Raw genomic sequence first — 18,897 nt, forward strand, 5'->3', positions numbered from 1 at the left:
TGATATGATTCTTATCTGACTAAACGCTAACAATACAAAGGACAGCCATTATGGACGGACAATTGGCCGAACTGTTTAACCTACAACTACAGCATTTTTCAATTTGGGAAGCCATCGCGGTGGCGCTAGGTTTAGCCTATGTACTGATGGCCGCCAAGGAAATTGTTTGGGCTTGGCCAGCGGCCTTTGTCAGTACCGCTATCTATATGATTATATTTTGGGAAGGCAACTTGCCGATGCAGTCGGCGCTTAATCTCTTCTATATGGGTATGGCCGCCTATGGTTGGTGGTTGTGGCAGGTACAGCCCAGTCGTGAAGCCGCCGCAAATAATACCGATGTGCAGCCACTGGCTATTCATACCTGGGGCATGGGACGTCATGCCTTGTGGATTGGTTTGGGCATCCTACTGACCTTCAGTTTTGGTGGCCTACTCACGCTTTTTGAAGCCAGCCAAATGCCTTATTTGGATGCGGGCGTCATGGTCTTTTCGATGATGACCACCTTTTTAATGGCTCGCAAGGTTTTGGAAAGCTGGTTTTATTGGATTGTGATTAACACCTTCGCAGTCGCACTCTATTGGCAAACCGGTTACCCACTTACCGCAATGATGTTTGTTGCCTATATGGGCTTAGCTTGGTACGGCATGATTAAATGGCAGTTGCGCTTTCGAGCACAAACGAACACCGCAACAGCCGCTTAAGTTAGTATTGTTAGCACTGAAATAACCGGGGCGCGTTTAACCAGGCCTGCAAGTCTGTCGCACCCTGCCAGTTCATCGCAAACAACAACAATCTATAAGCATCACGCCAAGCATTAAGCTGGACTTGATCCACATTTAAATCCCGCACCCAGCAGGATATGTCAGCCGCAGACTGTTCTGCTAATAGGTATTCCAGCATCACCCAATTAAGCGTATCGGGTGCCCAAATCCAGGCATCCAAATCAATAATGGTGTCCGGCAGGCCCTGTTGCCAAGTTAACTGATCCCAGCGCCAATCCAACATGAGTGGCACGCAGGCTGTTTCCGGATAATCAACCGCTTTGACTAACGCAGCTGTGACTAAATGAACCGGCAAGTTGGTGGCCTCTAAACAGTTTTTCAAACGCCCATACCACTGTTCGATGGCAAATAAAGGATCCACCAAGCTACCAAACTGACTTCTTGTTAAGCCTTGCATAGCTTGGTAATGCGCGCGTAGTTTGGCTAATGTCTGCTTAGATAAATTTTCAGGTGCTCCTTCATTGGCTAGCGCAGGCGTGAGCAGATAAAGCCTTGCGGTTGATGAAGCGATTGGACGAGTAACTGGGCTAACATCTAGCGGCTCGATCCAATGCAATGGCGTTAGGCTAGCAAGCTGTGACCAGATCGACTTGGACGAGGCCGTGGTTTGATAATTAGTTTGATAATTAGTGTGCGGTTCGAGCGCTAACCAGGCCTGGCTGATCCGCCAAAAAATCTGATGTTTAACCTGCTTTTTAGGCCATTTTAAATAGTACGCGGCATGGGCGGTTTGTAAATAGAGCAATTGGTGACTGGCATCGGGGTAGGCAGAGATTAGCCAAGATACCTGCTCAATGGGTTCAGCAATGGCAGGATGAGGAAGAGGAAACGCCAACGCTTTAGCCAATTTTGACCAACGCGCTGACGATAACGGGATTAATGTCCTTTGCGAGACGGATCCCAATCTTTTAGTACATATTCTGTGCCGCAATAAGGACACTTAGCAAAACCGGTTTCTTCAATCGGCAAGAAAACTTTCGGGTGTGCATCCCAAGCTGTTTCACCGGGCATTGGGCAATATAGTGGCAAATCGTCATAGGTCACTTCAACTTGACGTTGCGCACAAGACTGTTGCTGACTCATAGTTTCTCCCTTCAGAATTAATTGGCAACGCGGCTTAACCAGGCCTGGTGTGCCGGTGAGCGACCATGCACCACATCGAAATAAAGCGCTTGAATTTTTTCGGTTATCGGTCCACGCGTACCACTGCCAATTGGACGGTTGTCAAGTTCACGAATCGGCGTAACTTCCGCAGCCGTACCGGTGAAGAAAGCTTCATCAGCGATATAGACTTCATCACGTGTAATGCGTCTTTCGATCACGTCGTAACCCAATTCCTTGGCGAGTTGGAACACGGTTTTACGGGTAATACCATCGAGCGCGGCCGATAAATCTGGCGTATAAATCACGCCATCCTTAATCATAAAGAAGTTTTCACCACTGCCTTCAGCGACAAAGCCTTGTGGGTCTAACAATAATGCTTCATCACAACCATGAGATACCGCTTCTTGCAAAGCAAGCATAGAATTCATGTAGGCACCATTGGCCTTGGCTTTGGTCATGGTAATGTTAGGATGATGACGGGTGTATGAAGAGGTTGCTACTTTAATACCCTTGGTCAAATTTTCTTCACCCATATAGGCGCCCCACTCCCAAGCCGCGATGATCACGTGGGTTTTAAGGTTATCAGCACGTAACCCCATACCTTCTGAACCGTAATAAACCATCGGACGAATATAGGCTGATTTTAAACCGTTTTCTCGCACCGCTGCACGCTGTGCTTCATTTAGGGTGTCCTTGTCAAATGGCATAGCCATATTCATAATTTTGGCCGAATTGAACAAACGATCAGTATGGGCTTCTAAACGAAAAATTGCCGTACCACCTTTGGCATCATAGGCACGCACCCCTTCAAATACGCCCATGCCATAGTGCAATGTATGGGTAAGTACATGGGTATTGGCTTCACGCCAAGGGACCATTTTGCCATCCTTCCAGATGAGGCCATCACGATCAGACATGGTTCGCATGCAACTAGGCTCCTACTTGTTCATTCAATTCGTTAGTAAAAAAGAAATTTATTCTAGCGCAAGCTGCCTGCAAATCCTAGCTTCGCTCAACAACTTATTTTATGCTAATATAGTCAAATACTTGAATTTTGGCGTATTTCGGCTAAAATCATTTACAGGATTATAGTAAAAGAGCAATCCCCTGCGGTTGCTCTTTTTTGTTTTTACCACTGAGGGTTTAGCATGAGCAGCTTAATGAATACCTATGGTCGTTTACCGGTTACTTTCCAATATGGCGAAGGCGCGCTGCTATTTGATGACCAGGATCAGGCCTATTTAGATGCCGTAAGTGGCATTGCTGTTTGTAGCCTAGGTCATTCACATCCCGCCATATCGCAAGCACTCTGTGAACAAAGTAAAACCCTGATCCACACATCTAACCTTTATCACGTAGCCAAACAACAGCAGCTAGGCGACAAGCTTGTTGCCATTAGTGGTATGGATAAGGTCTTTTTTGGCAACTCTGGTGCCGAAGCCAATGAAGCGGCTATCAAAATAGCGCGCAAATTTGGTCATAGTAAAGACATTAGCCAAGCACAAATTATTGTGATGGAAAACAGTTTCCATGGCCGTACCATGGCGACCCTAAGTGCAACGGGCAATTCAAAAGTACATGATGGCTTTTATCCACTGGTAGAAGGCTTTGTTCGAGTGCCGTTTGACAATGTTAATGCCGTTGAGCAAGCGATTGCGGCACACCCCAATGTGGTCGCTATTTTGGTTGAACCCGTCCAAGGTGAGGGTGGCGTTCATGTACCCAAGACTGGCTATCTTAAGGCTTTGCGCGCGCTGTGTGACCAACATGATTTACTGTTGATGATCGATGAAATTCAAGCGGGAATGGGCCGCACCGGTAAATGGTTTGCCTTCCAACATGAAGGCATCTTACCTGACGTGCTGAGTTTAGCTAAGGCACTCGGCAATGGCGTTCCTATTGGCGCAAGCTTAGCTCGTGGCAAAGCAGCTGAGATTCTTGAACCGGGTAATCACGGTACAACCTTTGGCGGTAATCCACTTGCTTGTGCAGCTGGCCTGGCCGTAATAGAGACGCTTGAATATCACAACTATATTGATTTAGTCGCTAAACAAGGCGCTGAATTATTAGCGGCGTTTAAAACTGCATTAGCTGACACCTCTGGCGTAGTCGATATCCGCGGCAAAGGCTATATGATCGGTATTCAACTCGATCGACCTTGTGGCGATCTGGTAAAAATGGCACTTGCCGAAAAACTACTCATTAATGTCACACGCGGTGACACCGTGCGTTTGCTACCCACTTTTGTGATGACGCATTCGCAATCCGAACAACTGGTAAATGGCCTAACCAAACTCATCAAGGCTTTTCTAACTCAATAATTATTTATGACTATTCAACATTTCCTAACGCTGCAAAGTTTCAATGCCGAACAACTTCATGCTTTACTTTTGCGTGGCATTGAACTCAAAGCCATGCAACACGCAGGCGAAATTCATGAGCCGCTAAAAAATAAAACCCTAGCGATGATTTTTGAAAAAGCTTCGACTCGCACACGTATCTCGTTTGAAATTGGGATGACGCAGCTCGGTGGCCACGCGTTATTTCTGTCTCCGCGCGATACCCAACTCGGTCGTGGTGAGCCAATTGAAGACAGTGCGCGAGTCATTTCCAGTATGGTCGATGGCATTATGGTTAGAACCTTTGAGCATAGCATTGTCGAAACCATGGCGGAGTTTTCATCGGTACCGGTTATTAATGCTCTTACCGATGATTTCCATCCTTGTCAACTGCTGGCTGACATGCAAACCTATTATGAAGCACGCGGCTCCATCCAAGGTAAAACCGTGGTATGGATTGGTGATGGTAATAATATGTGCCAGTCTTATATCAATGCCGCACAACTTTATGACTTTAAATTACGTGTTGCCTGCCCAAAAGGTTTTGAACCCCGTGCTGATTTATTAGCGATGGCAAAAGATCGCGTTGAAATTATTCGTGACCCAATGGATGCCGCAGAAAATGCCGATTTGATTGTGACGGATGTTTGGGCAAGCATGGGGCAGGAAGATGAACAGCGTTTAAGAAAACAAGCGCTATCCCGCTACCGCGTAACCCAAGCCATAATGGACCGTGCAGATAAGGATGCACTCTTTATGCACTGCTTGCCGGCACATCGCGGCGAAGAAGTGACCGCAGAAGTGATTGATGGACAGCAGAGTATCGTTTGGCAAGAGGCAGAAAATCGCCTACACGCCCAAAAAGCCCTGCTTGAAACCTTGATGGCAAACCCCAAAACCCATTAGGGCTATCTAGGCTTATTCTTCAATAGTTTTGCGGCCACTAAATGCAAATGATAGGGTCGCACTATCCACATACTCTAACTCGCCGCCCATTGGTAACCCCTGAGCTAATCGACTTACCGCGACACCTTGCTGTGCCGCAAGCTGTGCTATATAGTCCGCTGTGGTGCGGCCTTCCAAGGTAGGGTTCGTCGCCAATATGAGCTCGGTGACCTCGCCTTCTGCTAATCGCGCGGTTAATTGTTCTAAGCCTAATTCTTTGGGGCCAATACCATCAATGGGTGATAAATGCCCCATTAATACAAAGTACAAACCCTGGTAAACCCCGGTTTGTTCAATTGACATCAGGTCACTAGGCGACTCCACAACACACAATTGGTGACGTTGTCGCCGCGCTGAACGACACAAGTGGCAAATAGGTTCCTCAGTGAGAGTTCGACAGGACTGGCAACGCCCTACTTTTTCACGCGCTTGATGCAAACTTTGCTCCAATTGTCGCGCCGCATCGGGATTGCGTTCAAGCAGGTGTAATGCCATACGCTGCGCTGATTTGGGACCCACACCCGGCAGGGCACGTAGGCTATCAATTAAATTTTGGATCAAGGGTGAATAGTGCATGGCTCAATCACTTAACCTGCTTAAAACGGAAACTTCATACCGCCTGGCAAATTCATGCCCTGGGTTAGCCCACCCATTTTTTCCTGCGAAGTGTCTTCTACACGACGTACCGCTGAGTTAACCGCAGCGGCAATAAGGTCTTCTAACATTTCACGGTCATCCATCAGGGTTTCATCAATATTGACGGCAACTAACTCGTGTTTGCCAGTCATCGTGACACTGACTAGGCCGCCACCCGCTTCACCCACCACTTCCATTTTGGCGATTTCTGCTTGCGCTTGCTCCATGTTCTTTTGCATTTCCTGCGCTTGCTTCATCAAATTTCCTAAACCGGCTTTGCCACCAAACATAGTCATGTCCTCTTGTAAGTTAATGTTTAAATCTATTTAAAATGCTGACTTTAATTAATAAGTCACTTTTAATGTTTTGGGTAAACGCGTCATACCAATCGTCTGTTCTAAAAATGATACCGATGGATCATGCATTAATTCATCTGTTAATGCAGCTTGTTGTTGTTGCTGCTGATCCTGCGCGAGCTGAGCAGGCGTTTTACCCTGCCAAGGCTCATCAACCCGATAAAGCGTAATATTAGGGTTAATCTTATCATGCACCAATTTTTGCAGATTCTGCCATGCCACTTGATTGTTGGCCTGCAATTGCATGGCATCTAATGCAAGCCACCAACCCTGTGCATCTCGCTTAATCCAGCAGGCCTGCTGCGCTAGCGCAAGCGTCATACCGGTAGGCTGCAACTGAGTAATCATCGCCATCCAACTGTCTAGATCTGCGACTAGGGTTGAATCATCCTCTAGTGGCTGCGGTTGAGCAATAAGCGGCTCAATAGCGGCATCATCCATTTTTGGTTTTGGAGTCGCGCTGGTTTCATCCGCCAAACCTTGTCGCTGCTGAATCTTAGCCATGCGGGCTTTTAGCGCTGGAAAAGCATCCAATTCCAACGCGGGCCTCGGCTCAGTGATTTGCGGCGGTCTGTTTATTGGCACTTCAGCCTCTGGAACCTCCTTAACATGACTTGATAACGGTCTGGTTTGTATCTGACTGGGCTGTGAATGACTCGGTTCTGGCTGGCTGGACGCTGACTGACCAGATTGAGCACTAGGGTCAACAGGTTTAAACGCAAACATCCGCAACAGCATCATTTCAAAGCCCATGCGAAAATCGGGTGCCAAGCGAATATCCTGTTGCGCACGCAGTCCAATTTGATACCAAACCTGAAGCTTGGCCGGATCAATTTGTGCCGCCCAGTCCTGCAACTGCGTAGTGGTTAAATCGCCACTATCCAAGGCTTCACCCAAAAACTGAGTTTGCGCGAGCTGATGAAAACTGGCTAACAATTGATTCAACAAGGCTAGATAGTCTACACCCATAGCAGCTAAGTTAACCAACAGCGTTTTAAGAGCGCTAGCATCACTAGACTCTAGTACGCTGAGCACTTCCTGGACCTGGTGTGGACTGACTAACCCCAGCATCGCCTGCACGGCTTGCTGAGTTAACTGACCCGCACAATAGGCAATCGCCTGATCTAACAAACTCAAGGCATCACGCGCCGACCCATCGGCGGCTTTGGCAATCAGCGCCAGCGCGCCCGGCTCAAACTCGATTTGCTCTGCGCTTAAAATCATGGCTAAATGCTGTTCAAGCTGTACTGTAGTTAAACGCAATAAATTAAATTGTAAACAGCGAGATAACACGGTGATTGGGAGTTTATGAGGCTCGGTTGTCGCTAATAAAAACTTGACGTGGGATGGCGGCTCTTCCAACGTTTTTAACAAGGCATTGAAACTGCTTTTTGAGAGCATGTGCACTTCGTCGATCAAGTAGACCTTAAAACGACCTTGAGTCGGCGCATATTGGACATTATCCAAAATCTCACGGGTATCTTCAACCTTGGTACGCGAGGCCGCATCCACTTCAATTAAATCCACAAAACGGCCTTGGTCAATCGCTACACACGCCGAGCATTGGCCACAAGGATGCGCGGTTGGGCCCTGCTCGCAATTGAGTGCCTTGGCAAAAATACGGGCAATAGTGGTTTTTCCCACGCCGCGCGTACCAGTAAACAGATAAGCATGATGGACACGTTGCTGCTCAAGTGCATTACTTAATGCTTGCATCACATGGGTTTGTCCCACCAATTCACTAAATTTTTTAGGTCGCCACTTTCGGGCAAGAACTTGATACGACATGCCATACTCTTTTTTATTTAGAGTGGAATTTTAGCATGCTAGAACCGATACTAGGCAGAAGAACAACAGAAAAAATAATATAGAAAATAAGGAGGTGGCAGCACTACCCGCCTGACCTCGGCACCCGCAGCCACTGGTACCGTTGCTTCCTTCCGGACCTGGCGGGGTTCCCAGCTTAGCGTCGCGAGGGGACGAATAGCACTACCATATTGAAATACGCTGAGGCGCAAAGTTAGTCACCTAACTTGCGCGCCATTGTAGCAGAATTTGACACCTTGTCCAATGCAATCGCAACAGGACCAGCTACAGCGATTAACTTATTGTTACGGGCGTTAAATGCCAAATATCGTCGTTATACTGCTGCATGGTACGGTCCGTAGAGAACATCCCGCTGCGCGCAGAGTTAACGATACTCATTTTCACCCAGGCCTGCTGATCTTGATAAGCCTGTGCCACGCGCGCTTGCGCATCGACATAGCTACGGAAATCTGCCAAGGTCATCCAAGGATCATGCGGTGCCATGAAACTGGCTATTAACCCATCAAACAAACCTGGCTCAAGTGGGTTAAAATGGCCTGAACGCAAGAGTTCAACCACCCCAGCTAACTCAGCATCCGCGTCGATATAACTTTGCGGGTAATACTCGCCCAAATTGGCTTGTACCTCATGCGCACGTAAACCAAACAAGAAGAAATTATCATCTCCAACGGCTTCACGGATTTCAACGTTCGCGCCATCCAGAGTACCAATGGTAATCGCGCCGTTCATCATAAATTTCATGTTGCCCGTACCTGACGCTTCTTTACCTGCGGTTGAAATCTGCTCCGACAAATCCGCCGCTGGACAAATCACTTCCATCGTCGATACGCGGTAGTTGGGAATAAACACCACTTTTAATTTATCGCCGATATCAGGATCGTTATTGACCATCATGGCAATATTGTTGATTAATTTAATAATCGTTTTCGCCATCGCATAACCCGGCGCGGCTTTACCACCAAAGATAATCACCCGATTGGTCCAGTTTTGAGTAGTGCCCATTTTTAACTGGCGATATAAATGAATCGCATGCAGCGCATTTAGCAACTGACGCTTGTATTCATGAATACGTTTTACTTGAACATCAAATAACGCGTTGCTACTCACATGAACGCCCACTTCTTTGGCAATCAAGTCCGCAAAACGCTGTTTATTGGCCTGTTTAATCTCAAACCAGGCCTGCTGAAACACGGGATTATCGACCTGTTTTTCAAGCGCAGACAATTGGTTTAAATCCGTAATCCAGTCTTCACTGCCTAATGTTTTGGTAATCAAACCACTCAAACCAGGATTGCAGGCGGCCAACCAACGACGCTGCGTTACCCCATTGGTTTTGTTATTAAACTTATGCGGCCAGAGCTGATAAAAATCATTAAACAAGCCTTCTTTCAGCAATTCAGAGTGCAATGCGGCCACACCATTGACCGAAAAGCTACCGACTATGGCTAGATAGGCCATGCGAACCATGCCATGCTCATCAAACAATGAAAGGTCACGAACTTTGTCGGTACGACCCGGCCACTTATTGGCGACTTCAATTAGAAAACGACGATTAATCTCTTCAATGATCTGTAGCGGACGCGGTAATAACCGCGCCATTAGATGCCGCGACCATTTCTCTAAGGCCTCTGGTAATAAGGTATGGTTGGTGTAGGCCATAGTTTGCGTAGTGATGGACCAAGCCTGCTCCCAAGACAAATGATGCTCGTCTAACAACAAGCGCATTAACTCAGCCACCGCTAAACTAGGATGGGTATCATTAAGCTGGAAAACATTAAACTTAGCAAACTCAGTAAAATCATTGCCGTGTGAATAAGTCCATTGAGCAACCACATCTTGCAAGGAGGCTGAAACTAAGAAATATTGCTGGCGTAAACGCAACTCTTTACCGTTCTCGCTCGAGTCATTAGGGTAGAGTACCATCGTCAGGTTTTCGGCCGCCTGCTTTTCGGCCACCGCCTCAAAATAGGAGCCAGCATTGAATGCACTGAGCTTAAATGCTTCTGGCGCTTCAGCATGCCATAAACGTAACGAATTGACGACATGATTTTTGTAGCCAGGTACTGGCACATCAAAAGGCACCGCGAGGATTTCTTCATAACCGTCCCAATGCACTCTTAATTCGCCATTTTCGAGATGATGGGTATGACAATTACCCCCAAATTTAATCGTTCTGGCATATTCACGACGTTGCGACTCCCACGGATAATCACCATGACCTAACCAATGATCAGGTGCTTCAATTTGGAAGCCCTGCTCAATCATTTGGCGAAACATACCATACTCATAGCGCAGACCATAGCCCATCACCGGTAAACCTAGGGTTGCACAACTATCCACAAAGCAAGCCGCTAAACGCCCTAGCCCGCCGTTGCCTAAGCCAGCATCAATTTCCTGTTGCTCAATTTCTTCATAGGCCAGACCCAAATCATCCAGTGCTTCTTTAACAGGGTGATCTAAACCCAGATTCAACAAGTTGTTGCGCAATGAGCGCCCCATTAAAAACTCCATCGACAAATAATAGGCGCGCTTGGTCGGGTTTTGATTGTAGGTTTGCCAGGTTTTTTTCCAGTTTTGCATCAAACGATCCCGCACCACATACGCCAAGGCGTTAAGTTGGTATTCGGGACTTGAGGGCAATTCGCGCCCCAAGTTGTTTTCTAAATAATGCAAAAACGCCTGTTCTAATCCTGCCTTATCGTTAGGTAAAGCAGGTTGCTTAACAGCCGCCTTTTTAGCTTTTGACGGGGCTTTGCTTGTTTTAGTGACCATGTGATAACTCCTGAAGGTATAGATTTAAATACGCCTGCGCACTGGTTTGCCAACCAGACGCGCGATTCATCCCCGTTTTTTGAATTTGTTGCCAAGTTTTTGGCTTATTATAAAGTTCAATAGCATGTTCTAGCGCCGCCGTCAGCGCGTGCGGATTTGGATCATAAAACACAAACCCATTTGCGGTTTTATCGGCAATATGCGCAGCGGTCGCATTCACGACGGTATCGGCCAAGCCACCAGTGTGATGCACTATCGGCGGCGTACCATAGGCCAAACTATACATTTGGTTTAATCCGCAAGGCTCAAAGCGTGAGGGCATTAAAAACATATCCGCACCGGCTTCGACCTGATGCGCTAGGGTTTCAGAATAACCCAAATGCACAAAAAGACGCTCTGGAAAACGCTGCGCCAAAGCTAAAAACGCTTGCTCATAATGCGCCATCCCCGTGCCGACCACAACCATCATCATCTGATGTTTTGCAAGCCAGTGCGGTAATTGATCCAACACTAAATCAATCCCTTTTTGGTCAACCAACCGACCGACTAAGCCTACCAGCGGTACCTTATCCATCGCTTCAGGTTCTGCGTGCCCTAGCAGGGTTAACAAGAGGGTTTTGTTTTTAGCCTTGGCGACCACACGGCCTTTCGCTGCCGAGTAGTTATAGGAAATATATTTATCGGTCGCCGGGTTCCACTCATGATCGTCAATACCGTTTAGAATCCCTCGCAAGCGCCCCTGTTCACTGCGCTGTTGCAGCACACCTTCTAATCCATAGGCAAATTCGGGATAACACATTTCTTTTGCATAGGTTGGACTGACGGTAGTCACCCAATCGGCATAGCGAATGCCGGCTTTAAGCATCGACATATAGCCATAGAATTCAATGCCATCGGGCTGCCACCAATCCCACGGCAGCCACATCGCATCAAAAAAGCTTTTAGGGAATAACCCCGCATAGGCCATGTTATGAACCGTAAAGACTGAACGAGGTGCCGCCGTTTCTAAGGTAAGCAATGCGGGTACCAGGCCTGTTTGCCAATCATTGGCATGCACCACATCTGCTTGCCAATGCAAACCAGCACGATTCATCGCCACTTCTACCACGGCTTTTGAAAAAACGCCGAATCGCTCGCCATTGTCCCACCAATCGCGACCATCTGGCGCCAAATAAGGGTTGCCAGGGCGGTTGAATAGTTCGGGAATATCAATTAGCCAGACCGGTGCTTTCAAATCTGCAACTTTAGCTTGCAGTACCCTCACTCTTAATGTTCGATCACAGGCCCCAATATCAAACTGACTTAACACACTGACTTTATTCAGGTGATCCATCACCTGTTGATAGGCCGGCATAATGATACGCACATCTTGACCCAAAGAGACTAGTGCGTCTGGCAACCCACCTGACACATCTGCTAAACCACCGGTTTTAATCAGCGGATAAACCTCAGAACTTGCAAATAAAATACGTTGTTTCTTGGCCAACTTCACTATTCCTGTTGTAAGACGATAAACCCTAAAGGCGGTAACACAATTTCAGCCGAAGCAGGACGATCCATCCAAGGCTGAGCTTCACTGACCACTTGACCTAAATTACCCTGATTACTGCCACCAAATAAACTTGAATCCGAATTAAGAATTTCACGATAAATGCCATGATGCGCCAAACCAATACGATAGTGCTCACGCACCACTGGGGTAAAATTAAAAATAACTACCAGCGACCCCTGGTCACTATGACGCTCAAAACTGATCACCGATTGTTGGTAATCATGGCAGTCAAGCCAGGCGAAGCCTTGTTGCTCAAAATCTCGCTGATGCAACGCGCTACTCTGTTGGTAGAGTTCATTCAAGGACTTAAGTAACAGCTGCACACCCCGGTGCGCGGGTTGATGCTCCAAATGCCAGGGTAAGCTGGTGGTTTCCGTCCACTCGTCCCAAGGCGCGAACTCACAGCCCATAAATAAGAGTTTTTTACCCGGCTGCAACCACTGATAACCTAACAATAATCGTAAATTCGCGAACTTTTGCCAGCTGTCGCCAGGCATTTTGGTTAACAAGGAACCTTTTAAATGCACGACTTCATCATGTGAAATGGGCAAAATAAAATTTTCAGTATAGGCATAGACTTGACTAAAGGTCAGTTGATTATGGTGATAAGGACGATAAATAGGATCCTTGGCAAAATAATCGAGGGTATCGTTCATCCAGCCCATATTCCATTTCATCGAAAAGCCTAAACCACCCATCCAGGTGGGACGAGATACCATCGGCCAAGACGTTGATTCTTCTGCCATCACCACGGCACCGGGATGCTGAGCATGGACTTCGGCATTTAGTTGTTGCATAAAAGCAATCGCCGCTAAATTCTCTCGGCCGCCATGTTCATTAGGAATCCACTCGCCTTCATTACGCGAGTAATCCAAATACAACATCGACGCAACGGCATCGACCCGTAAGCCATCTAAATGAAACTCATCCAACCAATAAAGCGCGTTAGCTATCAGAAAATTACGCACTTCATTGCGACTGTAGTTAAAAATATAAGTACCCCAGTCGCGGTGCTCACCTAAACGCGGGTCTTCATGTTCATAGAGTGCCGTACCATCAAAGCGCGCCAAAGCAAAACCGTCTTTTGGAAAATGCGCCGGCACCCAATCTAAATAGACACCGATGTTATGTTGATGACAATAATCCACAAAATAACGGAAATCGTCCGGGCTACCAAAACGACTAGTAGGCGCATAATAACCTGATGTTTGATAGCCCCAGGAGCCATCAAAAGGATGTTCAGTAATCGGCAAGAGTTCGATATGACTAAACCCTAACCACTGCACATAGGGCACTAAGCGGTGGGCAAGCTCTCGATAATTTAAAAACTGTCCCTGCTCATCCTGCTGCCAAGACCCCAAATGCACTTCATAAATACTCATCGGCTTCGCCGCCCATTGATCTTGCTGACGCTCAGTTAGCCAGGCCTGGTCCTGCCACTGATAATCACTCTGATAAACCAGGGATGCAGTAGCCGGACGTAACTCCATCGCCCGTGCATAGGGATCGGTTTTAGTAAACACCGCACCGGTTTGAGCATTGCGAATTTCATACTTGTAGCAGTCTTGAGCTACCAGGCCTGGGATAAATAACTCCCACAAACCACTCGAACCACGACAGCGCATCGGGTGGCGCAAACCATGCCAACCGTTAAAATCGCCGACCACAGACACTCGCTCAGCCGCGGGCGCCCACACCGCAAAGCGCACGCCCTGAATGCCATCGACCTCCGTTAGATGCGCACCGAGATGATCATAAATTTGCCAATGCTGCCCCTGCGCAAATAAATGCAAATCCAACTCACCTAGAAGTGGTGCAAAGGTATAGGGCAAAACGGCCTGATGCGTGCGTCCATCGGCTTCTTGCCATTCAACAACCGGATGCGCTGTTTGTTTAAGTTGCTGCTGATACTGCTGCTTTGAATAGGTTAACCCGAACAAGCCACTATGCTGACCGCCCAAAGGTTCACACAACTGCTGACCTATCCGAACCTCTAGTGCGGTAGGCAACCAGATCCGCAGCTGCCAGCTGTCACCCATTTCATTTAAAGGGTGCCAACCGAGTAATTCGAAGGGATCGTGTAACCGCCCTTCGTGCAACTTAACCAGGCCTGCTTGTATCGCGGGATTTAATTCTGTCACATTCCTATCCTTATCTAAATTCGACCCTGCGCCGCCACCAAACCACGAATTCGGCTGGCTAAATCAGCAGGCAAATCGGCCCAATCAAAACGCCATCGCCAATTATGCTCAGTTGTACCGGGTGTATTCATGCGGGCATCACTGTTTAAGCCCAAAAAATCCTGCATCGGCACAATCACCCGCTCAGCCGGTGATGCAATGGCTCCAGCAATTAATGGCCATGGCATCTCTCCCGCTTCGGGCAACTGACTCAATACCCAGTGTTGGGTGTCAGGAGCCAAACTATTAAACCAGCCCAAACTGGTATCATTATCGTGAGTGCCGGTATAAACAACCGATTTGGCGATTAGGCTTGATGGCGAGTGAGGATTATCAGGCAGTCCACTAAAGCCAAACTGCAGTACCGCCATACCGGGCAAATTAAAAGCCTCTTTTAGCGCCACGACTTCTGGCGTGATAATCCCTAAATCCTCAGCCACTAATAAACCTTCTGGATAAGCCTGAGCAACCTGAGTTAACAGCGCCTGCCCTGGAACCTGGCGCCACTCTCCATTGATCGCCGTAGACTCACTCGCCGGAATATACCAGCTTGCCTCCAAACCACGAAAATGATCAATGCGCACCAGATCAAACAGCTTAAAACTTTCACCTATTCGATCTAACCACCACTTAAAGCCATTTTGTTGCATGGCTGGCCAGTTGTAGTGCGGATTACCCCAGCGTTGACCGGTTTCCGAAAAATAATCCGGAGGCACCCCAGTTACATAAGTCGGCTGCAACTGCTCATCGAGCAAAAACGCCTGCGGATTCGCCCATACATCCGCGCTGTCATAGGCTACAAATATCGGCATATCACCAAACAACTGAATATTCCTAGACTGTGCATAGTCTTTAATCGCTTGCCAACGCTGCTGCAAAGCAAACTGCTCGCGTTTAATACTAATGATTGCTTGATGCTGCTGCTGTGCAAATTCTTCAAGTGCCGATGCATCTCGGTACTTAAAAGGATCTGGCCAATCCGACCAGCAGGCCTGCTGATGTTGCGCTTTTAACACACAAAACAGGGCGAAATCATCCAGCCAACTAGGCGCCGACTCAAGGTAAGCAGCAAAGGCGAGTTCATTAAAATCATCCGCCCAATTCTGCGGCAACAAAGCCGGATTCAATGCAAAGGCAGATAAGCTTTGATAGGGCGATAAATCGCCATGCGGCGGAGTAAGAGGCAACATTTGCCAGACAGTTAAACCCGCTTGCACCATCCAATCTAATAATTGCTCTACATCCGTATCCAGCACACCACTGGGCAGTGAAGTGGGATGAAGTAACAGTCCTGCGTTTGATGTCATTTACGGCCTCACTTTAGGCTTGAGCCAATTTCACGCAGCTGCGTGCGCTTTTTAATCGCGCTATTAAATATTACGTCGCATAGTACCGGCATTTTCGGCATTACCGCCACCTTTCGATAAAGGGATATCCAGTTCAGCAGGTGGCGTCAATTTCAATAATTGATACAAACGGGTTAAGTGACGTCGATACAATTGATCAAAGTCACTGACACTATCAGATGGATTGTAGTCGCCAAACCACCAAAACCAATCGGAGCCTTCACAAATCGCGAGCTGCTGGGTTGCCGCTTGCAAAGCTGCGGCATCTAGCACACCGGCACTAACTTGCTGATCAAAGGCTTGTTTGGCATGAACGAGCAAATCCCAACCCCGGTTTTTATCCGGATCACCCATCCAGGTTGAAAACGAGCCATACACCCAGCTGCCCGCTTTCAAAATGGGCAGATGTCGTGATTTAGCACCGGTCTCTAGCGCATCAGCAAAGGTCGTCAATTCAACTTGTGGGTGATTAACCAATTCAGCATAGAGTTGTGTCAAGAATGCCTGCGCGTTGTTAGGATAATACTCCCAAGCATTTTCACCATCCAAGATCACACTAACCACATGCTCACTCGCATCGTCTCCTAAAAAATTGGCAATATTCGCCATATGCTGAGCGAAGTCTTGTGCCGCATCCGACGGCTGCCAATCTTTATATTGAAAGCCAATAAAATCTGATAATCCATCATCCCTAAAAAACAGTTTGCAGTTTTTTGATCCCTGCTGCATGGGCTGATAAAGCGCTTTTTTGCAGGCTAAGTCATGCGGATCAATTTGCGAACGTTCACAAGAATGACGCCAAACGCCCTCACCTGATGCCGTCCAAGCAAAATTCATTTCATCTAATAATCCGACCGCTGCTTCGCTGACCGCACCCTCAGATAACCATACTCCCTTAGGCTGATGCCCAAAATGCGACTCAAACACCTTAACACCATGCTCAAGATGCCATCGCGCTCGCGTATAGCCGTCAGGGTAATGACTGGCTTGCGGCTTCGCCGCATCCGGCATCGCATCCTCAAGACTTTTAAAATCAATTAACAAGGGAACTATAGGGTGTCCATAAGGCGTCATCGACAACTCAATCTGACCCGACTGCCATAAAGCTTTATAGCGCGGGATAATATCCGTGATAGCTTCTTCAATAACTGCGATCAAGCAGGCCTGGTCGTGTGAATCGTAACCACGTTCTTTATCGATTAGCAGCTTAATGCGCTCATCACGAGTGCGCAGGCTGGCGCCCATCCACGCCAGATGATACCAAACTAATAGATCACGAAAATAACCATCGTTTAGATAAGCCATTTTTTCACGATAGAGCGGCGAGGTTTCATCCAATCCGTCTAGTAAATGCAGTAATCGTTCAAACGCTGGGAGGGCCGCAATCATAGTCGGCGCATAAGCTCGCCGACAGGCTCGCACTAACTCAATACGCGCATCAACGCTCGAAGGGATAGGTTTAGCACCAGCCAATAAATTGAGCAAATTATCCTGCATAAGGTGCTGACCCTGCCGCCATTGTTTAAGCTGCTCGGCATAATCATCTAACTGCTCAAGCAATACTGGTGCAAAATTAACCACGACCCGCGCAGCTGGGTTTTGCTCAAGTAATGCAGCCATATCGGTGTAATCTTTAATGGCATGTAGATAAACCCAAGGCAAACGATATTGCCCATCAAGACCATCACGATAATGCGGTTGATGCATGTGCCAACATAGCACGACTTTTACTTTCGGCGAATCACTCACCTTACATTCCCCTTTAATCCTACCCTCACCCAGTTATCGGGTGAAGTGCAGTGTTTGTCCTAACATCTTTGGTGTCACTAACACCAACCCTTTTTCATCGACATAAAAACGTTTTGCGTCCTCAACGGGATCTTCACCAATCACGGTACCTTCAGGAATATGGCAACCTTTATCGATAATGGCATTTTGAATACGGCAATTACGCCCCACTTCAACACGCGGCAGTAACACCGAGTCTTTAACCATGGTGTAGCTATGTAGAAAACAGCCACTTGAAATCACCGAGCGTTTCACCTTGGCGCCAGACAAAATACAGCCAGCCGAAATCATTGAGTCAATTGCTTGTCCTCTACGCCCTTCATCATCGAACGCAAATTTTGCTGGTGGCATTTGCGCTTGATACGTCCAAATCGGCCAATCACGATTGTATAGGTTTAACTCAGGCGTTATTGAACATAAATCTAAGCTCGCCTGCCAATAGGACTCCAAGGTTCCGACATCACGCCAATAAGCAGGCTGATCTTTGTCATCCACAAAGGGATAGGCCTGCACATTAAACTCACTAATGATCGATGGGATAATATCCTTTCCAAAATCATTAGAAGAATCTGGGTTGTCATGATCTTCAATAAGCTTTTGGAATAAAAACTCGGTTGAGAAGATATAAATACCCATTGAGGCCAGCGCTTTATCGGGTTTTCCGGGCATAGCTTCAGGATCCGCTGGTTTTTCAGTAAATTTGGTGATCTTAAACTGATCATTAACCGACATCACACCAAAGCCAGTGGCTTCCATGCGCGGCACTTCAATACAACCAATCGTCACATCGGCACCAGACTGGGCATGGGTGTAGAGCATTTTGGAGTAGTCCATCGAATAAATATGATCGCCACCTAACACCATCACATATTCAGGGGTATGACGACGCACGATATCTAGGTTTTGATACAAAGCATCCGCCGTGCCCTTGTACCACTCTTTATCAATACGTTGCTGAGCCGGCAAAAGTTCAACAAATTCGCCCTCTTCATACCGCATAAAACTCCAAGCACGTTGCACATGACGAATCAGCGAGTGCGACTTATATTGCGTCAACACGCCAATTTTGCGAATGCCTGAGTTGACACAGTTTGACAACACAAAATCGATAATTCGATACTTACCCCCAAAAGGCACGGCCGGTTTGGCGCGCCATTCAGTCAGATTTTTTAAGCGGCTGCCTTCGCCACCGGCTAAAACAAGGGCCAGTGTTTTGCGAGTTAAATCATTACTGCTTTTTGTTTCTGTATAGTTTTTCATAGTACCCTCG

General features: G+C 47.4%; 15 protein-coding genes and 1 other RNA gene. 3 read left to right on the plus strand and 13 right to left on the minus strand.

What is annotated here, in order from left to right:
- The first annotated feature begins 50 nt into the window (after positions 1–50).
- Positions 51–701 carry a nicotinamide riboside transporter PnuC gene (pnuC, locus tag BM293_RS08030; RefSeq protein ID WP_093448263.1) on the plus strand — a complete coding sequence of 217 codons (651 nt, stop codon included), beginning with the start codon at positions 51–53 and terminating at the stop codon, positions 699–701.
- A 10-nt stretch (positions 702–711) separates the two neighbouring features.
- On the opposite strand, the gene BM293_RS08035 is transcribed toward pnuC, so the two are convergent.
- From BM293_RS08035 to BM293_RS08045, 3 genes are read right to left on the minus strand one after another with little or no spacing between them, the layout of a single operon-like run.
- Complete coding sequence (locus BM293_RS08035; protein ID WP_234968946.1) at positions 712–1,617, minus strand: hypothetical protein; 906 nt, start codon at positions 1,615–1,617, stop codon at positions 712–714.
- 41 nt (positions 1,618–1,658) lie between these two features.
- Positions 1,659–1,865 carry a zinc-finger domain-containing protein gene (locus BM293_RS08040; protein WP_006460746.1) on the minus strand — a complete coding sequence of 69 codons (207 nt, stop codon included), beginning with the start codon at positions 1,863–1,865 and terminating at the stop codon, positions 1,659–1,661.
- Between the two features lie 17 nt (positions 1,866–1,882).
- The gene (locus BM293_RS08045) at positions 1,883–2,812 is read right to left on the minus strand and encodes a branched-chain amino acid transaminase (protein ID WP_093448264.1); all 930 of its coding nucleotides are present in this window, start codon (positions 2,810–2,812) and stop codon (positions 1,883–1,885) included.
- A 222-nt stretch (positions 2,813–3,034) separates the two neighbouring features.
- Between BM293_RS08045 and BM293_RS08050 the strand changes: the two genes are divergently transcribed.
- Positions 3,035–4,207, plus strand: coding sequence for an aspartate aminotransferase family protein (locus BM293_RS08050; RefSeq protein WP_093448266.1), 1,173 nt, complete (start codon positions 3,035–3,037; stop codon positions 4,205–4,207).
- A gap of 6 nt (positions 4,208–4,213) precedes the next feature.
- A complete protein-coding gene (gene argF / locus BM293_RS08055) occupies positions 4,214–5,131 on the plus strand; it encodes an ornithine carbamoyltransferase (RefSeq protein ID WP_200770622.1) in 918 nt (305 codons plus the stop codon).
- A 12-nt stretch (positions 5,132–5,143) separates the two neighbouring features.
- Here the strand turns inward: argF and recR are convergent, their stop codons facing one another.
- From recR to glgC, 10 genes are all read right to left on the minus strand, one after another.
- Entirely contained in the window at positions 5,144–5,746 is a 603-nt protein-coding gene (gene recR / locus BM293_RS08060) for a recombination mediator RecR (protein WP_093448267.1), read from the minus strand.
- A 20-nt stretch (positions 5,747–5,766) separates the two neighbouring features.
- The gene (locus BM293_RS08065) at positions 5,767–6,096 is read right to left on the minus strand and encodes a YbaB/EbfC family nucleoid-associated protein (protein WP_093448269.1); all 330 of its coding nucleotides are present in this window, start codon (positions 6,094–6,096) and stop codon (positions 5,767–5,769) included.
- A 54-nt stretch (positions 6,097–6,150) separates the two neighbouring features.
- Positions 6,151–7,950, minus strand: coding sequence for a DNA polymerase III subunit gamma/tau (gene dnaX / locus BM293_RS08070; RefSeq protein WP_093448270.1), 1,800 nt, complete (start codon positions 7,948–7,950; stop codon positions 6,151–6,153).
- Between the two features lie 101 nt (positions 7,951–8,051).
- Positions 8,052–8,148: signal recognition particle sRNA small type (gene ffs, locus BM293_RS08075), an RNA gene on the minus strand.
- A gap of 114 nt (positions 8,149–8,262) precedes the next feature.
- Positions 8,263–10,761 (minus strand): glycogen/starch/alpha-glucan phosphorylase, encoded by a 2,499-nt coding sequence (locus BM293_RS08080; protein ID WP_093448272.1) that lies wholly within the window; start codon positions 10,759–10,761, stop codon positions 8,263–8,265.
- Positions 10,751–12,247 carry a glycogen synthase GlgA gene (gene glgA, locus BM293_RS08085; RefSeq protein WP_093448548.1) on the minus strand — a complete coding sequence of 499 codons (1,497 nt, stop codon included), beginning with the start codon at positions 12,245–12,247 and terminating at the stop codon, positions 10,751–10,753. The genes BM293_RS08080 and glgA overlap by 11 nt, the downstream gene beginning before the upstream one ends.
- A gap of 5 nt (positions 12,248–12,252) precedes the next feature.
- A complete protein-coding gene (gene glgB / locus BM293_RS08090; RefSeq protein ID WP_093448274.1) occupies positions 12,253–14,454 on the minus strand; it encodes a 1,4-alpha-glucan branching protein GlgB in 2,202 nt (733 codons plus the stop codon).
- 14 nt (positions 14,455–14,468) lie between these two features.
- Positions 14,469–15,800 carry a 4-alpha-glucanotransferase gene (gene malQ, locus BM293_RS08095; RefSeq protein WP_093448275.1) on the minus strand — a complete coding sequence of 444 codons (1,332 nt, stop codon included), beginning with the start codon at positions 15,798–15,800 and terminating at the stop codon, positions 14,469–14,471.
- A gap of 63 nt (positions 15,801–15,863) precedes the next feature.
- A complete protein-coding gene (locus BM293_RS08100; protein ID WP_093448277.1) occupies positions 15,864–17,588 on the minus strand; it encodes a glycoside hydrolase family 57 protein in 1,725 nt (574 codons plus the stop codon).
- A 33-nt stretch (positions 17,589–17,621) separates the two neighbouring features.
- The gene (gene glgC, locus BM293_RS08105; RefSeq protein WP_093448279.1) at positions 17,622–18,887 is read right to left on the minus strand and encodes a glucose-1-phosphate adenylyltransferase; all 1,266 of its coding nucleotides are present in this window, start codon (positions 18,885–18,887) and stop codon (positions 17,622–17,624) included.
- Between the last annotated feature and the right edge of the window lie 10 nt (positions 18,888–18,897).

Origin of the sequence: Thiomicrospira sp. ALE5, from assembly GCF_900112445.1 — a bacterium.
GTDB lineage: Bacteria > Pseudomonadota > Gammaproteobacteria > Thiomicrospirales > Thiomicrospiraceae > Thiomicrospira.